The following is an 18,537-nucleotide window of genomic DNA, read 5'->3' on the forward strand; positions in this document are numbered from 1 at the left end:
AAAAACTTAAATTCAGATGTACGAAAAACTGTATAAATAATCGATCAACATTATTGGAAAAAAACTGTAAAACTTGGTGAGATTACGCTACATCCGTACTGTAATGAGAGTAATTTTCACGTACAATGAACGATCAGAAGTTTTTTTGATATTTAGTGAGTTATGGCAACACGCATTACAAACCAGAAATTGTCGAAAAGTAGTCGTGCGTGGATGAGGGAACATCTAGACGATCCTTTTGTAAAAAAAGCACAAAAGGAAGGGTATCGTGCGCGAGCAGCATATAAACTTCTTGAAATCCAAGAAAAATATAAGTTGATCAAGCCAGGCATGACGGTAGTCGATTTGGGTGCAGCTCCTGGTAGCTGGTCTCAAATTGCTGGAAAACTTGTGGGTAGCAAAGGTTTAGTGATTGCTTCCGATATTTTGCCCATGGATGCTTTGCCTGATGTCACTTTCTTACAAGGCGACTTTAGAGAAGAAGCTGTATTTGAAAAATTGTTAAATATTTTAAATGGGCGACAAGTAGACATTGTAATTTCTGATATGGCCCCCAATACATCAGGTAATAGGGCTGTTGATCAACCTAGACAGATTTACTTATGTGAACTGGCTTTAGATTTTGCTCAAAAGGTTCTTGGACCTAATGGACAGTTTGTGGTTAAAGTGTTCCAAGGCGCAGGATTCGATGAGTTTCGTAAACAAGTGGTTGATAGTTTTGATGTGTTAAAGACAGCAAAACCAGCAGCTTCTCGGGCGCGCTCTAAAGAAGTTTTTTTGGTTGGACAAGGGCGTAAGAAAGCATTGCAATAAAGTTTACTTGCCAAGCTCCTAAAAATTGTGCATTTTGTACTTTTAGGTTATCCGCAAGCAATACAGTTGCTGTTTTTATGACGATCAGCCAAGATTGGGCATGATCAAATTAGATCGATATGGGAATAAAGCTTTGAGCGATTACTTCAAGAATGCCGTATTGTGGCTAATAATACTTGGTGTTCTGATTTTAATTTTCAGTAATATCAGTGACCGCAATAAGCCTACTGCGATGAAATACTCAGATTTCGTTGCAGCGGTGAATGCTGGCCAAATTAAGCAAGTCACAATTGACGGTTTAAATATTAATGGTGAAAAAACTAACGGATCACAGTTTGAAACTGTTCGTCCGCAAGTTGAAGACACTGAGCTTATGCCGAGCTTAAATAAGCAAAATGTTGTTGTAGAGGGAACAGCTCCTCAACGTCAAGGCATTTTGATGCAACTTCTCATTGCTAGTTTCCCTGTACTGTTAATCATTCTGTTATTTATGTTCTTTATGCGTAACATGGGTGGTGGTGCAGGCGGAAAAAATGGACCGATGAGTTTTGGTAAGTCGAAAGCAAAAATGCTTTCTGAAGACCAAATCAAAGTTAATTTTTCTGACGTTGCCGGCTGTGATGAAGCAAAACAAGAAGTTGTTGAAATTGTAGATTTCTTAAAAGACCCTGCAAAATTCAAACGTTTGGGCGCTACCATTCCTCGTGGCGTACTTATGGTTGGTCCTCCGGGTACTGGTAAAACGTTATTAGCCAAAGCAATTGCTGGTGAAGCTAAAGTTCCTTTCTTCAGCATTTCAGGTTCTGACTTTGTCGAAATGTTCGTGGGTGTGGGTGCGTCCCGTGTCCGTGATATGTTTGAGCAAGCGAAGCGTCATGCGCCTTGTATTATCTTTATTGACGAGATTGATGCAGTAGGTCGTCACCGTGGTTCAGGTACAGGTGGTGGTCATGATGAACGTGAACAAACCTTGAACCAAATGCTCGTAGAGATGGATGGTTTTGAAGGTAACGAAGGTGTAATCGTAATTGCTGCGACGAACCGTGTTGATGTCTTGGATAAAGCATTATTACGTCCAGGTCGTTTTGACCGTCAAGTAATGGTAGGTTTGCCTGACATTCGTGGTCGTGAGCAGATTCTGAATGTACATTTGAAAAAATTACCTTCAGTTACGGGTGTGGATGTTAAAGTTCTATCTCGTGGTACTCCAGGTTTCTCTGGTGCACAGTTAGCAAACCTTGTTAACGAAGCTGCATTATTTGCTGCACGCCGTAATAAGAACACTGTCGACATGCATGACTTTGAAGATGCAAAAGACAAAATCTACATGGGACCAGAGCGTAAATCGATGGTTCTACGTGAAGAAGAACGTCGTGCAACTGCTTATCATGAAGCTGGTCATGCGATTGTTGCCGAGATCTTACCGGGCACAGATCCTGTTCATAAAGTAACGATTATGCCGCGTGGTTGGGCTTTAGGTGTAACTTGGCAGTTACCTGAACAAGACCAAATTAGCCACTATAAAGACAAGATGCTAAACGAAATTGCAATTTTGTTTGGTGGTCGTATTGCTGAAGAAGTATTTATCCAACAGCAATCTACTGGTGCTTCAAATGACTTTGAGCGAGCTACTAAAATGGCGCGTGCAATGGTTACGAAGTACGGTATGTCTGACAAAATGGGTGTAATGGTTTACGAAGATGAAAACCAAAATGGTTTCTTTGGTAATGTAGGAAGCCGTACGATTTCTGAAGCAACTCAACAGTTAGTTGATGAAGAAGTACGTCGTATTCTTGATGAGCAATACAAAGTTGCACGTAATATCTTAGAAGGTAATAAAGATATTGCACATGCGATGGTAAAAGCTTTGATGGAATGGGAAACTATTGATCGTGATCAAATCCGTGACATTATGGAAGGTCGTGAGCCACAACCGCCTAAAGTATATGTTGCTGAAAATCCAGTGGCTGCATTTGAACCACCAAAAGATGGTCCATCTACACCACCACCATTGCCAGCAATGAACTAATAATTAGTTAATTAAAAAAGCCACAGTCATGTGGCTTTTTTTATGGGCTTGAGTTTGTTAAAAGCTAAAAACAAATCAACACCATATATAGATGATAATTGCTAAAATACAGCCTGATTTTAAACTGGAGCTTTTTATGCAACTAATGCCTTTGCCTCAACAAATTTTACAGTGTGGACAGCTTCAGTTAGATCTATCACAGCCTCACGTTATGGGCATATTAAATGTCACACCAGATTCTTTTAGTGATGGTGGAAAGCATAATCAAGTAGATCAAGCGATTGCTTATGCGCTAGCCATGGTAGAGCAAGGCGCTACCATTATTGATATTGGTGGGGAGTCTACCCGTCCAGGAGCATCTGAAGTAAGCGTAGAAGAAGAAATACGAAGAGTTGTGCCCGTAGTTGAAGCTTTAGCTAAACATAATATTGTTCTATCAATTGATACAAGTCAGCCTGATGTTATTCGTGCAGCGAAAGAAGCTGGAGCACATATTTGGAATGATGTACGTGCGCTGACTCGTCCCAATGCTTTAAAAACGGCAGCAGATCTAGATATACCTGTAGTGATCATGCATATGCGTGGTGAGCCGACTACAATGAATCAGTTAGACCAATATACGGACGTAACCTTAGATGTTATAGCGGAGCTCCAGCAGCGCGTGAATGAAGCTTTAAATGCGGGCGTGAAAAAAAATAATATTATTATTGATCCTGGGTTTGGTTTTGCAAAAAATGCGCAGCAAAATTTAAGACTACTCAAAGAATTTTGGAAGCTTGGTGAAATGGGTTATCCGATTTTATCTGGCCTTTCTCGTAAACGTTTTATTGGTGAAGCATTAAAGGGTGCAACTGCAGATCAGCGTGCGGTAGGAAGCGTTACGGGGCATTTGCTTAGTATTCAGCAAGGAGCATCCATTGTTAGAGCGCATGATGTCAAAGCAATGACTGATGCAATTCTAGTTTGGAAGGCGATGATACAAGCCTAGTAAAGTAGGCTCTATAAAATCAGATAGTAACTCATTAATTTAATGAGCTAGATGATTGAGTCAGGGAAAAATATCGTTATTCTTTTGAAAATATGTTATAAGCGGCAAGTTTTTGCTGTTGTGTAAACTTTTGTATGTTCGAAGACTTACTTCTCCCGATGTTTGATGATGAATATTATCCAGATATTTTGGTCGCTGAACTCAAGCAGCTCATTGAACAATTTGCTAAAAAAGTTCAGAAGCCTGCCTTAGCTGAGCAGGATATCTATCGATATGCTCATCAGACTGTGATTGAAATTAATGAAATGAAACCTCAGTTCGAAGATCTAGATTCTTCGTTAGATGATAGTGCTGCTGACTATATTGCTGAAGCAATGATGATGGTAGCACAGGAAGCTGGATATTTAGATCTAGAAATGGAAGAGCTGGTGATGAATCGAGAGTGGTGATTACTCTCGATTTTCAATATCTTCAAATACATCTAACAAGTGGCAAGATGCCTTTAAATGTATTTCGTCTATTTCTTTAACTTTTAAAACTAAAACACCATTCTCTTGATAATCTGCGTCCGCTAACAAACTGACCCAATAAGTTTCTCGTTTTTGTTCCAGCGTTTTAAATTTATCTATTATCTGTTCGGGTGCTTTAACTAAATAATCATCTTTAGTAATAGAGCAACGTGAAAAATACCAATGGTTGTCTTTGAAAGAAAGGGTACCAGAGAAAAGATCTGTGGCGTAAACCTTTGTTATAAAAAGGGTAGTGTAAACGAGTAATAATATTCTTATCATAAAATTCATTTTGTTTAGGCATAAAAAAACCAGCATACGCTGGATTCTTTGTAGCACCAAATTCAATATTTGAAAATGGTGCCCGGGGCCGGACTCGAACCGGCACGCTTTGTGGGCGGGGGATTTTAAATCCCCTGTGTCTACCTATTTCACCACCCGGGCATGTGCGCAATAATAGAGGACAAGTGCGCGATTGGCAAGAGAAAATCAGAGAGTTTGCTTTATTTTCAATCAGTTCTTGTTGGTATTTATATAAATTAACCAATTTGTGTCATGATTTGTTCATTAAACTGAGATCAGTTGTTCATCTTATCTACCTAAATTTAAGACACTCATTGCTTAAAACTTAGGTAATTTTATGTCAGAGAAAATTTCACGCCGAGAATTAATTCAAAAAAGTCTGTTCGGTTTTGGGGCGCTATCTTTGCCTGTAGCTTTTACGGGGTGTAATGATGGTTCCGATGAGGAGGGTTCAGAAACACAAGCAGATTTTTTACATGGAGTTGCGAGCGGCGACCCTTTGCAAGATAAAGTAATTTTATGGACGCTGTTAACACCAGTAGACTTTAGTGCACCTCTTAAGGTCACTTGGGAAATTGCTACCGATGATCAGTTCAAGCAAAATTTAAAGACTGGTACGGTTCAAACGACTAAAACTGACGATTTTACCGTGAAGGTGGATGCAACAGGTCTACAAGCGGATACGACTTATTATTATCGCTTTCGATTTGGTAGCAAAGTCTCGCCAGTAGGGCAAACAAAAACATTACCTGTAACTACTAATAAGGTCAGCTTCACAGTATGTTCTTGTTCTAATTATCCTGCGGGTTATTTTTACGTTTATCGTGAAATGGTAAAACAGAATGTGGATGTAGTCATTCATTTGGGTGATTATATTTATGAATATGGGGCGGATGGCTATGCGACAGAAGATGCTGCAAAGCTGGGCCGTACTTTACCGTCCGATAATAATGAAGAAATTATTAAATTAGATGATTATCGCAAACGTTATGCGCTCTATCGTCAGGATAAGGACTTGCAGGCGGTTCATCAGCGTCATCCTTTTATTGTAATTTGGGATGACCATGAGTTAGCAAATGATACTTGGCGTGATGGTGCGGAAAACCATCAAGATAATGAAGGATCTTTTTCTGATCGTAAGTTGGCTGCTCTACAGGCTTATTTTGAATGGATGCCAATTCGCCCTGTTTCTAACACAGATCATCTAAATATTTATCGTCAGTTTAACTTTGGTTCGTTGGTTCAATTAACCATGTTGGATACACGTATTATTGCGCGAGATAAACAGCTCGAATATAAAGATTACATTACATCTTCAGGTTTAGATGCTCAAAAGTTTCAGGCTGATTTAACAGATCCAAAGCGTACTTTGATGGGGTATACGCAAAGGGATTGGCTGGTCGATAAATTAAAGCAATCTACAGCAACATGGAATGTGATTGGTCAGCAAGTCTTAATGAGTAAAATGTAGATTCCAGCTGAGTTATTGGCATCGCTGGGGCAAATTACTTCAGGCGGAACTTCACCTAATGCTTTAGCTAAAATGAATGCGCAAATTACAGAATTAGTCACATTAAAATTACGATTAGAGCAGGGCGATCCAACTTTGACCGTTCAGGAAAAAGCGCGAGTCACAACTTTAGTTCCATATAACCTTGATGCTTGGGATGGTTACTATGCTGAGCGAGAGTTTTTGTACGCTAAATTGGCAGAGTTTAATAAGAAAATTATTGTTTTGGCGGGCGATACCCATAATGCGTGGACATCTTACTTATATAGCCAAAAGGGTGAATATGTCGGGGTTGAACTGGCGACAAGTTCGGTTTCTTCACCGGGTCTTGAAAAATATTTAAGTATTCCGCTAGCTCAGTTGCAGCAATTTGAATTTGCCTTTACTACGCTTATCGATGAATTGGCATATTGTAATTTAAATCAGCGGGGTTATTTGATGGTTACACTAGATGATAAGCAGGTGCTGTCGGATTGGATTTTTGTAGATTCAATTAAAAATGCAGAATATAAAGTAGATTCTAGTCGAGGTTCTCAATTGGTGTTGTATGCGAATTTAACACCTGAAAAAGATAAGCAAAAAACTGCTTAAATATATGGGGCGAGAAAGGGATGCTAATAAGTATCCTTTTTTTAGACATAAAAAAACCAGCTTTCGCTGGATTCTTTATGACACCAATTTCTATACTAGAAAATGGTGCCCGGGGCCGGACTCGAACCGGCACGCTTTGTGGGCGGGGGATTTTAAATCCCCTGTGTCTACCTATTTCACCACCCGGGCTTTACCAAATTTGGAGGCGGAGGTCGGAATCGAACCGGCGTCCACGGAGTTGCAGTCCGCTGCATGACCACTCTGCCACCCCGCCTACATTTGGTGATGCACATATTAGCAACCTTTACAAAAAAAACAATACTGTTTTGAGATAAGATGAACATAAAAGCAACATCTAGAATAAATTTGTCCAAATAATCATGTATTATTGGCACATTAAATTCATGTCTACCTTGGAGATGTGCTGTGGCATTGGTTTTAGACGGTCGCGCATTAGCAAAGCAAATTGAAGAAAATTTGTCAGTACGTGTTGAAGCTTTAAAAGCTAAAACTGGTCGTACCCCAATTTTGGCGACTATTTTAGTTGGGGATGATGGCGCATCTGCAACTTATGTACGCATGAAAGGAAATGCTTGCCGTCGAGTAGGCATGGACTCTTTAAAAATTGAATTGCCACAAGAAACGACAACAGAACAATTATTAGCTGAAATTGAAAAACTTAATGCTAATCCAGATGTACACGGCATTCTTTTACAACATCCAGTTCCAGAGCAAATTGATGAGCGCGCATGTTTCGATGCTATCTCATTAGCTAAAGATGTTGATGGTGTAACCTGTCTTGGTTTTGGCCGTATGGCTATGGGCGAAGCTGCATATGGTTCAGCAACTCCTGCAGGCATTATGACCATTTTAAAAGAAAACAATATCGAAATTGCTGGTAAACATGCGGTTGTGGTTGGTCGTTCTGCAATTTTAGGCAAACCAATGGCAATGATGCTTTTGCAAGCCAATGCAACAGTAACGATTTGCCATTCACGCACACAAAACTTACCTGAGCTTGTGAAGCAAGCTGACATTATTGTGGGTGCAGTTGGTAAAGCTGAACTTATCCAAAAAGACTGGATTAAACAAGGTGCAGTGGTTGTAGATGCTGGTTTCCATCCTCGTGATGGCGGTGGTGTAGGTGATATTCAACTTCAAGGTATTGAAGAAATTGCTTCTGCTTATACACCAGTACCAGGTGGTGTTGGTCCAATGACCATTACAACTTTGATTCGTCAAACTGTAGAAGCTGCTGAAAAAGCTTTAGGTTAATTTGATTAACGCTAGGCTGTTATTTGATACGCGTAACCGTCATCCGCAATTGTTTGAGGCAGAAATACGTTAAAAATTTAATGTTTCTGCGATGCTTTCGATTCTAGAGAGTATCTGCCGAGTTTTGCGGATGACAATGGTTTTGCCTACTTTTCCCGAAAGAAAAGTAGGTCCAACCGAAGGTTATTCTAAAAATTCAAATCATAATGGAATGACTCTGTTATGCTTGTTATAAAAATGAATTAAAAGAAATCTGATGAGCTGCACCTTTCAATTGAACAAAGCCCCTGAACATTTACTTCAAGCACTAAATGAAGTTATTCCCAATTGTGAATTGATGGCACAACAGTTGCCTGAAACGCCTATTTCTTTATGGTTGATTCCACCAGTTTTTCCAACTGATCGCTTAGATGATGAAGTTATTCGTCGTATTTGGAATGATACGCCGTATTGGATTTTTTGTTGGGCATCTGGTTTGGCGATGGCGCAGTGGTTACTTGCAGAGCCGTACCATGTTAAGGATAAAGTTGTTTTGGATTTTGGAGCTGGTTCGGGTGTAGTTGCAATTGCTGCAAAAATGGCAGGAGCGAAACGAGTCATCTGCTGTGATATTGATCAAGTTAGTTTGAACGCTTGCCGCGAAAACGCTTTACTTAATAATGTTGAGCTAGAATATTTAGATGATTTATATAAGGCTGAGCAAGTTGATGTTTTGCTAGCAGCTGATGTTTTATATGATCAATGTAACCGCTTTTTCTTAGATGAATTTTTAAAGTTTGCACCAGAAGTCTGGGTGGCTGATAGTCGTGTTAAAAACTTTAGTCATCCCAAATATCAAAAGATTGACGAAAGAAGTGCTTCTACATGGCCTGATCTGGATGAAGCTAAAGAGTTTAGAAATGTAAGTTTTTATAAGACGCTGTAAAAGAACAGCGTCTTTTTTTATTTTATGAACAAGTATAACGAACAACTTTTAGTGTGCTTGGACGTGCTTCAAGCGCTTGGCGAGTCGCATAGTCTTCACCATTATTTAAGCTAGGTGTATTTGATAAGCCAAAAGAAGCACGAGTTTCGCCGAGTTGAATTCCATAATGCTCATCTTTCGCTGGATTAGGAATTTCATTGATACTCAAAATTGATAATTTATAAACTTTCTGAGCACCTAGCACATTCTGACAAGCGCGTTGTAATTTACGTTCATCGAGTTGCTGGTTATTACGACCCGCTAAAGTGTAAGCTAAAGTCGCCGAAGTTTTTGTTTGGTTTTCAATCTGGTATCCAGTTGAACCATTATATTGTCGAGGGGTAGTCTGACAAGCAGTTAAAACAAACATACTACTTAATGCCAAGCATAAAATACTTCTATTCATCAGTATCGTCCTTATTTTCTTATAGCTAGTATCTCATAAAATACAAAGGTTGTTGGGGCTTAATCGCATGATTTGAGCTAACATCGGCGAACGATATTAGCCCTTATTGATAAAATATTAGTGTTCTTTAATTTTTGAGTGATGCTTGGTATCTTTCATAAAAATATAAATAATCAGAGAAATGAAGATCATGATACTTACATAAATAAAGTACCAAGATTCATGCCCAGCTTCTTTAAAACTTAAAGCAAAGAACTCTGCTGTTCCGCCAAATAACGTATTGGCAATCGCGTAAGGTAATGCAACACCTAAAGCGCGAATGTGTGCAGGGAAGAGCTCAGCTTTAACTACAGCATTAATTGAAGTATAACCAGTCACCATTACGAGACCTCCAAAACATAACCAGAAAGCTGTCCAGTAGTTATGTGTATTTGCAAGTGCATCAAATAGAACGTATGTGAATAAAACACCTGTTATTCCGAAGAAAATCATAAGAGGTTTTCGGCCAATGCGATCGGATAAAGCACCTGCTACAGGCTGTAGACACATAAAAATAAATAGCGCTAAAGTTGTAATTTGAGTGGCTTCAGGTTTGGTGAATCCAGATGTGTTGACCAAATATTTTTGCAGATAAGTCGTGTAAGTATAAAAAGCTAAAGTCCCGCCAGCGGTTAAAAACAATACTGTGAAAGCTTCTTTAGGGTAATGTTTAAATAAAGCAAACATGCCTGATTTTGGCTGGTCTGTTTCTGCCTGAGCATTTTTAAAAGATTGAGTTTCTAATAGGCCACGTCGAATACGGAAAACTACAATAGCAAGTAAAGCTCCGATAAAGAATGGGATACGCCATCCCCAATCATGTAGTTGTTCTTCGGTTAATACCATTTGTAATATTAATAGAACACATAGGGCTGTGAGCTGGCCAGCAATCAATGTTACATATTGGAAGCTAGAGAAAAAACCACGTCGATTTCTTTCAGCCATTTCACTTAAATAGGTAGCACTAGCTCCATATTCTCCTCCTACACTTAAGCCTTGAATTAAACGAGCGACAACTAAAAGAAGAGGGGCAAATACACCAATACTTTCATAACTTGGTGTCACGGCAATAAGAAGAGAACCTATACACATTAAAGTGACGGAAAGGGTAAGACCCGCCTTACGTCCTTTACGGTCTGAATAGATACCCATAATCCATGCACCGATCGGGCGCATTAAAAAGCCTACAGCAAAAATTGCGGCCGCTTGAAGGAGTTGAGCCGTCTGGCTACCTTTTGGAAAAAAAGCATGAGCAAAATAGAGCGTGAAAGCTGCATATACATACCAGTCGTACCATTCAACAAGGTTACCGGCTGAACCGCCCAAAATTGATTTTAGACGAGTTTTTGTATCTAAATTAGAATGTGGAGTTGTTGCGGTAGAAGGTTGATCAACCATGAGTCGCTCCATGTTTCGCTTGGGTTGAATGCTAAAAAAGAGAAGATTTATTCCGTTTTTACATATTTTCTAGAGGAGTATTTCACTTTATTTTTTTTATGTCTGTAAAACAATGTTTATTATTTAAGCAAAGGAATAAGTTGAATATTTATGTGATTTCAAATTAGCCGATCAGCTCACTTTTATAATATTGAGGAGATCTTTGGCATATTATTTTTTTCCAAGTAGTAAAAATTGATAAAGAATGAGTAGAGTTTGGGCGAAGAAAACCTATACCCCTTAAAAATAATGATATATTCCAAAGAAAATTTTAAGTAAATATAGTTAGGCATGATGTCTTGGCATTGTGGACTAGATGTGTGTGAATAATGAAAGGGACATTCAGATGTCAAATTGCCCGAAAAAATATATTGTTGCTTTTGATCAGGGAACAACAAGCTCAAGAGCAATTGTTTTAGACCATGATGCTAATGTTGTCAGTATTGCTCAAAAAGAATTTACTCAGATTTATCCTCAGCCTGGCTGGGTTGAGCATGACCCTATGGAAATTTGGGCTACGCAAAGTGCTGTTTGGGTAGAAGCATTAGCTCAAGCAGGCATTAAGAGTGAACAAGTTGCAGCAATTGGGATTACCAATCAGCGGGAAACCACAGTTGTTTGGGATAAAAAAACGGGCAAGCCGATTTACAATGCGATTGTTTGGCAAAGTCGACAAACGACTGAGATATGCAATCAATTACACAAAGCAGGATGGCAAGAATACATAAGTAAAACAACGGGTTTAGTGATTGATCCGTATTTTTCGGCTACAAAAATTAAATGGATATTAGACCATGTTGAAGGAAGTCGTGAACGTGCTGAGCGAGGTGAATTATTGTTCGGTACGGTGGACACTTGGTTAATCTGGAAACTAACCAATGGCGCTGTTCATGTCACTGATTTTACCAATGCTTCAAGAACTATGCTTTTTGATATCGAAAAACTTGAATGGGATGAAAAACTTTTACAAGTTTTAGATATTCCTCGAGTAATGCTACCCGAAGTGCGTAGCTCATCTGAGGTTTATGGATATACACATACCATAAGTGGGCAAGAAGTTGGTATCCCCATTGCAGGAATCGCAGGTGATCAACAAGCCGCACTGTTTGGTCAAATGTGTGTTGAGTCTGGTCAGGCAAAAAATACCTACGGCACAGGCTGTTTTCTATTAATGAACACAGGTAAGAAGATTGTCCGGTCAGAACATGGATTACTAACTACTATTGCATGTGGTGCGAGTGGAGAGGTGAACTATGCCTTAGAGGGCGCCGTTTTTAATGGTGGTTCTTGCGTGCAGTGGTTACGCGATGAATTAAAAGTCATTAAGAATGCTAAAGACTCTGAGCTTTATGCAACACGTGTGAAAGACAGTAACGGTGTATATGTTGTACCTGCTTTTACAGGGTTAGGCGCACCATATTGGGACCCAACAGCGCGTGGAGCTATTTTTGGACTTACTCGTGGGGCTAGTATTGAACATATTATTCGTGCAACTTTAGAGTCTATTGCTTTTCAAACCCGAGATGTTTTGGATGCAATGCAGCAAGATGCAGAAGAAGAGCTCCGTACACTCCGTGTTGATGGGGGAGTAACGGGAAATAATTTCTTAATGCAATTTCAGGCTGATATTTTAGCGACACCAGTAGAACGTCCAATAATGAAAGAAACCACAGCTTTGGGGGCAGCTTTTCTTGCTGGACTGGCTACGGGTTTCTGGCAAGATCTACATGAGTTAAGAAATAAATCTGCCATAGAAAAGGTATTTGAGCCAAAAATGTCTTCTGAGCAATCTGAGATGATTTATAAGGGTTGGCTCAAGGCAGTTAAGCGTAGTCAAAGTTGGGCTGAGGATTAATTCGTTCTTTAACTGGTTGAATTCAATAGTAGGATAATTAATTAACGGTTAAACACTTAGTTATTTAAAATTGATTATTCTACTTTTTTGATTGTTGTTTCATCAATTTGATGTTTTAATTTTTATAAGATCAACAATAAAAAGAAAATGAAAAATGACAGTACAGCCTAATGATTATTCAAAAATATATGACATTGCCGTGATCGGTGGCGGTATTAATGGTGTTGGTATTGCTAATGATGCTGCAGGTCGTAGATTATCGGTATTTTTATGTGAAAAAGATGATTTAGCTAGTCACACCTCATCTGCGAGCAGCAAATTAATTCATGGTGGTCTGCGCTATTTAGAACATAAAGAATTTAGATTGGTTAGAGAAGCTCTAGCAGAGCGTGAAGTGCTGTTGGCTAAAGCTCCACATATTATTAAACCCATGCGCTTTATTATGCCTCATCGACCACATTTACGCCCTGCATGGTTAATTCGTGCTGGACTGTTTTTTTATGATCATTTGGGAAAACGAGAAAAACTATTAGGATCAAATCTGATTTACTTCAAAGAAGATAGTCCTTTAAAACCAGCTATCACACGTGGCTTTGAATATTCTGACTGTACTGTAGATGATGCACGTCTTGTGGTGTTAAATGCATTACAGGCCAAAGAGAAAGGTGCCAAAGTCGTAACCCGTACGCGTTGTATTAAAGCTTATAGGGAACAAGAGTTGTGGCATCTGGAGTTACAAAGCGGAGCAGAGTTTTATCAGGTACGTGCAAGAGCTTTAGTGAATGCAGCTGGTCCTTGGGTTGAAGAAATTATTAGTGAAAATCTGAAGCTAAAATCGCCCTATCGAATTCGGCTGATCCAAGGAAGTCATATTGTTGTGCCAAAATTATATGACTGTCATAAAGCCTTCATTATGCAAAACGAAGATCGACGCATCGTGTTTGCAATTCCATATTTAGAAAAATATACACTGATTGGTACGACAGATCAAGAATATATAGGTGATCCACAAAAGGTAGAGATCACAGAGGTAGAAATTGATTACCTCTTAACAGTGGCCAATTCACATTTTAAAAAGCAGTTAACTCGAACTGATATTGTAAGCCAGTACTCCGGTGTGCGTGCTTTATGTGATGATGAGTCTGATAATCCTTCAGCGATTACACGTGACTACACTTTGGCGCTACAAGCAGAAGAGAGAAAGGTGCCATTATTATCTGTGTTTGGTGGCAAGATCACAACTTACCGAAAATTAGCCGAAGCTGCTTTAGATCATCTGTCTGCATTTTTTAATGATATGGCAGAAGAGTGGACTGCAGATGAGCCATTACCTGGCGCTGAAAACTGGACAACCTTAGAGGATTTAACGCATCAGATTCAGTCACGTATAAGTGGAGTGTCTGAGTCACTTGCCAACCGTTGGGCGCATGCATATGGTACAAGAGTCTGGAATATGCTCCAAGAGAGAAATGCAGTAGAGCAATTAGGTCGGAATTTTGGACATGACTTATTTGAATGCGAAGTCAAATATTTATGTGAATATGAATGGGCAACTACTGCTGAGGATATATTGTGGCGTAGAACAAAACTAGGTCTGGCATTTGATGAAAAACAAGTAAAAGTATTAGAAGCTTATTTATCTGAGCGTCGACAAAAAGATGATGCCGCATAATAAAAAAGGTCGCATATAGCGACCTTTTTTATATATAGCAATTAGAAGCCAGTTTTTACAGCTTCAAGTAAAGCTGCTTGACGTTCTTTTAATGCTTTCGGTAAGCGATCACCGAGTTTATTAAATAAATCAGTGTGGCTTTCAATTTCAGTAATCCACTGATCTTTATCTTGAGCTGTGATTAGGTCAAATTCTTCTTTAGAGAATTCAGTACCTTCCCAGTTCAAGTCGTCATATGTTGGAACAAGACCAATTGGTGTTTCAACAGCGTTTGCACGACCTTCACAACGATCAATGATCCACTCAAGAACACGCATGTTTTGACCGAAACCAGGCCATACGAAGTTGCCTTCAGCATCACGACGGAACCAGTTTACATTGAAGATTTTTGGTAATTTATTACCAGCTGCTTCAGCTTTTGTGCTTACTTGTTGACCAAGGCTTAACCAGTGATCAAAGTAGTCAGCCATGTTATAGCCAGCAAATGGAAGCATCGCGAATGGGTCACGACGAACGATACCTTGTTGACCAACAGCAGCAGCAGTAGTTTCAGAACCCATAGTTGCCGCTTTATATACACCGTCAACCCAGTCGAAAGCTTCAGAAACTAAAGGAACCGTATCTGCACGGCGACCGCCGAAGATAAATGCAGAAATTGGAACGCCTGCTGGATTTTCCCAGTCAGCATCGATAGAAGGGCATTGACCAGCTGCAACAGTGAAGCGAGCATTTGGATGCGCTGCTTTTTCACCATTTACGTGAGGTTGACCTTTCCAGTTAGTTAAGTTTGTTGGAACTTCTTTAGAAAGACCTTCCCACCATACTTGACCATCTTCAGTTACCGCTACGTTTGTATAGATAACATCTTTATGAAGAGTTGCCATACAGTTCGGGTTAGTCTTGGTGTTTGTACCAGGAGCTACACCGAAGAAACCAGCTTCAGGGTTAATCGCATATAAACGACCATCTTCACCTGGTTTGATCCACGCAATATCGTCACCTACAGTTTCGATTTTCCAACCTTCATAACCTGCTGGTGGAATTAACATTGCAAAGTTTGTTTTACCACATGCAGACGGGAATGCTGCAGCGATGTAGTGTTTTTCACCTTGAGGGTTAGTCACACCAAGAATAAGCATGTGTTCAGCTAACCAACCTTGTTCGCGTCCCATGACAGAAGCGATACGAAGAGCTAAACATTTTTTGCCAAGTAATGCGTTACCGCCGTAACCAGAACCGAAAGACCAGATTTCACGAGTTTCTGGGTAATGAACGATATATTTTTCAGGGTTACATGGCCAAGCAACGTCTTTTTGGCCTTCAGCAAGTGGAGCACCTACTGTATGTACACAAGGAACAAACTCGCCGTCTGTACCTAATACGTCATAAACTGCTTTACCCATACGTGCCATTTTACGCATGCTAACAGCAACGTAAGGAGAGTCAGTTAACTCAATGCCGATATGAGCAATATGGCTACCTAAAGGACCCATTGAGAAAGGAACAACGTACATGGTACGGCCTTCCATTGAGCCTTCAAATAAACCATTTAATTTTTCACGCATAACAGCTGGGTTTTCCCAGTTGTTTGTCGCACCAGCATCTTCTTTATTTTGAGAGCAGATGTAAGTACGGTCTTCAACACGTGCAACGTCAGATGGGTCAGAATTTGCAAGATAAGAACCAGGATGTTTTTCTTGGTTTAATTTCTGCATGGTGCCGTTAGCGATCATCAAGTCGATTAGACGTTGATACTCTTCTTCGCTTCCGTCACACCATTCGATTTTTGCTGGTTTGGTTAAGTTTGCAATTTCTTCAACCCATGCAATAAGCTTAGGATGACGAACGAATTCTGGTGCGTTCACTGTGGTCATGGTGAGGCCTATTCAAAATATGTACAACGTACAAGTCATTCATTGAGAGGTACAATGAAAGATCAAATAAAAAAGTGGCTGTATTAAAGCACAAAATCATAAAAAAAATAAGACTAAAGACTAAGAAATAGATATTTTACTTTTTTATACTTTTCTTATTTAAATCATTAACTTATAGTTTTTTACAATATCTTATTCTCAATATTTTTATGTTGTATGTATGTTATTTATATTATTTATTTCATTAAAAATCAATATCTTGATTCTTATTTTTTTCTTGAGAATTATTATTGATTAAACAAATGATCTTCATTCAAAATTTACATAAAGAGACTTTTGTTAGGCGTTTTTATATACAATATTCAGGGTGAATCCCTCTAAGATAATAAAAATGCGGACTTTAAAACCTCTCTCTATCATTTATAACCAAAAGTCGGGTTTTCATGCGTCAAAACATGAAGATATGTATGAACAGTTAATGACCGTGTTCACCGAATTTGGTTTTGAAATACAAGTTTTTGAATTAGCGGAAGATGTTTCTTTTGATGATTTGATGAGTCAAGTGATTCATCGGCATAGCCAAAATGCAAACTTAGGTGTTGTTGTTGCAGCGGGTGGGGATGGAACATTAAATGCGGTAGCATCAAAACTTAGACATACTCATATCCCTATGGGAATTTTACCTTTGGGAACTTTTAATTATGTCGCTAAAGTTTTAGATATTCCCTTAGATTTGTTAGAAGCTGCTGAAGTCATCGCTACAGGTACACCACGCTCTGTACATATTGCGACAATTAATGACCATGTTTATTTAAATAATGCGAGTCTAGGACTTTATCCATTATTTATAAAGAAACGTGAGCTTTATAATAAATATTTAGGACGCTTACCTTTACATGCCTATACCTCAGCTCTGGATGTTTTATTAAGAGAAAATAAATCCATGAAACTTTCCGTCACAGTTGATGGGAAGAAATATCCAGTCAAAACCCCTCTAATTTTCTTTGGTAATAACCAGTTGCAGTTGTGTGATATGAAACTAAGAATTGCCGAATGTGCTGCACAAGGTCGGGTCGCTGGAGTGGTCATTACGAAAAGTGATAGGCTTAGTTTATTAAACATGTTGTGGCAGTGGATTCAAGGTAAAGTAGAAGAGACACAAGATGTTTATAGTTTTTGTGCAGATCATGTGGTCGTAGATTGTGCAAAAAGGTCAAAACTTACAGTAGCTTTAGATGGTGAAATATTAGAGATGAAAGCACCTTTAAATTTCTCTGTAGAAAAGAATGCTTTAAATATTATGGTGCCAAATGTTGTTACACCTATCTGATCTGCATTTTGGAACAGAAGTTGAGGCATGTTTAGATGCAATCCGACTTTTTTGCACTCAACATAAACCTGAAGTCATTGTGGTGAGTGGTGATATTACTCAACGTGCCCGATATCAACAGTTTTATAAATGCCGTCAGTTTTTAGATAGCCTTAATATTCCTTATCTTGTTGTGCCTGGTAATCACGATATTCCGTTGTACCATATCTGGAACCGTTTTTTCTCACCATTTACTCGCTACCAATATTTTTTTGGCCAGCTTGAACCAACTATAGAAACTGAACATTTTTATATTGTTGGGGTGAATAGTATTCGCCGTCGTTATCATACTCGTGGACATATTTCGATTGAGCAAATTCAAACTACATATGAGCGATTACAGCAAGCGCCAGCGGATAAAATCAAATTAGTTGTTTTCCATCAACCTTTTTATACTCCACCTGATGATGAGCATGGTATTAAAGATTGTCCTGTATTAGGAAAAATGGCACTCGAAAAATGGAGTACAACGGGACTATTTGGAATGTTACACGGGCATTTACATAAAACTGCTGTATATGATTTAACGCAAATTTATCAATTAAAGATAGATCATCCTATTTATGATATTCATGCAGGAACAGCAACTTCTAGCCGTTTGCATTATCATGTTCCAAATAGTTTTAATGTCATTTCAAATGAAGGAAAAATTAATCATTATTGGTTTAATTACGATTTAAAGATTTTTCAATTAATTTAATTTATAAAAATTATATAAGACATTTAACTTAAGAGTAGATTGATAAAATTTTATCCATTACAATGCCTAAGCTTTAAATTCTATATATGGGGAATAGGAAAACATTCTAAATGTTTTATCATTTTAAAAATAATATTAATGGATACATAAAAAATTTTTAACTATATAAAAAGCCGCGATTTAAAGTAGCTACAATAAGGGTT

14 protein-coding genes, 3 tRNA genes and 1 pseudogene are annotated in these 18,537 nt (G+C 38.7%); 11 read left to right on the forward strand and 7 right to left on the reverse strand.

Annotated elements, in window-relative coordinates; all coding sequences use genetic code 11:
• Positions 1-162: 162 nt before the first annotated feature.
• The 4 genes from rlmE (at position 163) to J580_RS12365 (ending at position 4,279) form a co-directional block, all read left to right on the forward strand.
• Complete coding sequence (gene rlmE / locus J580_RS12350) at positions 163-813, forward strand: 23S rRNA (uridine(2552)-2'-O)-methyltransferase RlmE (protein WP_000235573.1); 651 nt, start codon at positions 163-165, stop codon at positions 811-813.
• Positions 814-946: 133 nt separating this feature from the next.
• The gene (gene ftsH, locus J580_RS12355) at positions 947-2,842 is read left to right on the forward strand and encodes an ATP-dependent zinc metalloprotease FtsH (protein WP_005803954.1); all 1,896 of its coding nucleotides are present in this window, start codon (positions 947-949) and stop codon (positions 2,840-2,842) included.
• Positions 2,843-2,978: 136 nt separating this feature from the next.
• Positions 2,979-3,830, forward strand: a complete 852-nt coding sequence (gene folP / locus J580_RS12360; protein WP_032004367.1) for a dihydropteroate synthase — start codon at positions 2,979-2,981, stop codon at positions 3,828-3,830.
• Between the two features lie 134 nt (positions 3,831-3,964).
• Complete coding sequence (locus tag J580_RS12365; protein WP_005067609.1) at positions 3,965-4,279, forward strand: DUF5713 family protein; 315 nt, start codon at positions 3,965-3,967, stop codon at positions 4,277-4,279.
• Here J580_RS12365 and J580_RS23540 read toward each other — a convergent pair whose 3' ends face one another.
• Positions 4,280-4,657 (reverse strand): hypothetical protein, encoded by a 378-nt coding sequence (locus J580_RS23540; RefSeq protein ID WP_017385773.1) that lies wholly within the window; start codon positions 4,655-4,657, stop codon positions 4,280-4,282. It abuts the gene before it with no gap.
• A gap of 40 nt (positions 4,658-4,697) precedes the next feature.
• Positions 4,698-4,783: transfer RNA gene (locus tag J580_RS12370), tRNA-Leu, on the reverse strand.
• A gap of 196 nt (positions 4,784-4,979) precedes the next feature.
• Between J580_RS12370 and J580_RS0104255 the strand changes: the two are divergent.
• Positions 4,980-6,743: pseudogene (locus J580_RS0104255) on the forward strand (alkaline phosphatase D family protein).
• A 103-nt stretch (positions 6,744-6,846) separates the two neighbouring features.
• Here J580_RS0104255 and J580_RS12375 read toward each other — a convergent pair.
• Positions 6,847-6,932 (reverse strand) — tRNA-Leu (locus J580_RS12375).
• 11 nt (positions 6,933-6,943) lie between these two features.
• Positions 6,944-7,017, reverse strand: a tRNA-Cys gene (locus J580_RS12380).
• 152 nt (positions 7,018-7,169) lie between these two features.
• On the opposite strand from J580_RS12380, the gene folD reads away from it, so the two are divergent.
• Together folD and J580_RS12390 are read left to right on the forward strand one after the other, a co-directional pair.
• A complete protein-coding gene (gene folD / locus J580_RS12385) occupies positions 7,170-8,018 on the forward strand; it encodes a bifunctional methylenetetrahydrofolate dehydrogenase/methenyltetrahydrofolate cyclohydrolase FolD (protein ID WP_002115552.1) in 849 nt (282 codons plus the stop codon).
• 256 nt (positions 8,019-8,274) lie between these two features.
• Positions 8,275-8,943 (forward strand): class I SAM-dependent methyltransferase, encoded by a 669-nt coding sequence (locus J580_RS12390; protein ID WP_032004368.1) that lies wholly within the window; start codon positions 8,275-8,277, stop codon positions 8,941-8,943.
• Positions 8,944-8,965: 22 nt separating this feature from the next.
• Here J580_RS12390 and J580_RS12395 read toward each other — a convergent pair whose 3' ends face one another.
• Positions 8,966-9,388, reverse strand: coding sequence for a hypothetical protein (locus J580_RS12395; RefSeq protein ID WP_002115580.1), 423 nt, complete (start codon positions 9,386-9,388; stop codon positions 8,966-8,968).
• A gap of 117 nt (positions 9,389-9,505) precedes the next feature.
• Entirely contained in the window at positions 9,506-10,837 is a 1,332-nt protein-coding gene (locus J580_RS12400; protein WP_005803945.1) for an MFS transporter, read from the reverse strand.
• A gap of 373 nt (positions 10,838-11,210) precedes the next feature.
• On the opposite strand from J580_RS12400, the gene glpK reads away from it, so the two are divergent.
• Positions 11,211-12,719 carry a glycerol kinase GlpK gene (glpK, locus tag J580_RS12405; RefSeq protein WP_032004369.1) on the forward strand — a complete coding sequence of 503 codons (1,509 nt, stop codon included), beginning with the start codon at positions 11,211-11,213 and terminating at the stop codon, positions 12,717-12,719.
• A 154-nt stretch (positions 12,720-12,873) separates the two neighbouring features.
• Complete coding sequence (glpD, locus tag J580_RS12410; RefSeq protein WP_032004370.1) at positions 12,874-14,391, forward strand: glycerol-3-phosphate dehydrogenase; 1,518 nt, start codon at positions 12,874-12,876, stop codon at positions 14,389-14,391.
• A 41-nt stretch (positions 14,392-14,432) separates the two neighbouring features.
• On the opposite strand, the gene J580_RS12415 is transcribed toward glpD, so the two are convergent.
• On the reverse strand, positions 14,433-16,265 hold the full coding sequence (locus tag J580_RS12415) for a phosphoenolpyruvate carboxykinase (GTP) (RefSeq protein WP_005067621.1): 1,833 nt from the start codon (positions 16,263-16,265) through the stop codon (positions 14,433-14,435).
• A 391-nt stretch (positions 16,266-16,656) separates the two neighbouring features.
• Here J580_RS12415 and J580_RS12420 point away from each other — a divergent pair, with 391 nt between their 5' ends.
• Both J580_RS12420 and J580_RS12425 read left to right on the forward strand, forming a co-directional pair.
• Positions 16,657-17,595 (forward strand): diacylglycerol/lipid kinase family protein, encoded by a 939-nt coding sequence (locus J580_RS12420; protein ID WP_017480495.1) that lies wholly within the window; start codon positions 16,657-16,659, stop codon positions 17,593-17,595.
• On the forward strand, positions 17,576-18,334 hold the full coding sequence (locus J580_RS12425; RefSeq protein WP_017480496.1) for a metallophosphoesterase family protein: 759 nt from the start codon (positions 17,576-17,578) through the stop codon (positions 18,332-18,334). The genes J580_RS12420 and J580_RS12425 overlap by 20 nt, the downstream gene beginning before the upstream one ends.
• The last annotated feature ends 203 nt before the right edge of the window (positions 18,335-18,537 follow it).

This window comes from Acinetobacter sp. 1542444, assembly GCF_000581835.1.
Lineage (GTDB): Bacteria > Pseudomonadota > Gammaproteobacteria > Pseudomonadales > Moraxellaceae > Acinetobacter > Acinetobacter pittii.

Excerpts from the sequence above, each read along its gene's own strand:
- J580_RS12400 (WP_005803945.1), bottom strand. The coding sequence starts at position 10,837 with ATGGAGCGACTCATGGTTGATCAACCTTCTACCGCAACAACTCCACAT.
- J580_RS12425 (WP_017480496.1), top strand. The coding sequence starts at position 17,576 with ATGTTGTTACACCTATCTGATCTGCATTTTGGAACAGAAGTTGAGGCA.
- folP (WP_032004367.1), top strand. The coding sequence starts at position 2,979 with ATGCAACTAATGCCTTTGCCTCAACAAATTTTACAGTGTGGACAGCTT.
- glpK (WP_032004369.1), top strand. The coding sequence starts at position 11,211 with ATGTCAAATTGCCCGAAAAAATATATTGTTGCTTTTGATCAGGGAACA.
- J580_RS12365 (WP_005067609.1), top strand. The coding sequence starts at position 3,965 with ATGTTCGAAGACTTACTTCTCCCGATGTTTGATGATGAATATTATCCA.
- J580_RS12395 (WP_002115580.1), bottom strand. The coding sequence starts at position 9,388 with ATGAATAGAAGTATTTTATGCTTGGCATTAAGTAGTATGTTTGTTTTA.
- glpD (WP_032004370.1), top strand. The coding sequence starts at position 12,874 with ATGACAGTACAGCCTAATGATTATTCAAAAATATATGACATTGCCGTG.
- J580_RS12415 (WP_005067621.1), bottom strand. The coding sequence starts at position 16,265 with ATGACCACAGTGAACGCACCAGAATTCGTTCGTCATCCTAAGCTTATT.
- J580_RS12390 (WP_032004368.1), top strand. The coding sequence starts at position 8,275 with ATGAGCTGCACCTTTCAATTGAACAAAGCCCCTGAACATTTACTTCAA.
- J580_RS23540 (WP_017385773.1), bottom strand. The coding sequence starts at position 4,657 with ATGCTGGTTTTTTTATGCCTAAACAAAATGAATTTTATGATAAGAATA.
- rlmE (WP_000235573.1), top strand. The coding sequence starts at position 163 with ATGGCAACACGCATTACAAACCAGAAATTGTCGAAAAGTAGTCGTGCG.
- J580_RS12420 (WP_017480495.1), top strand. The coding sequence starts at position 16,657 with ATGCGGACTTTAAAACCTCTCTCTATCATTTATAACCAAAAGTCGGGT.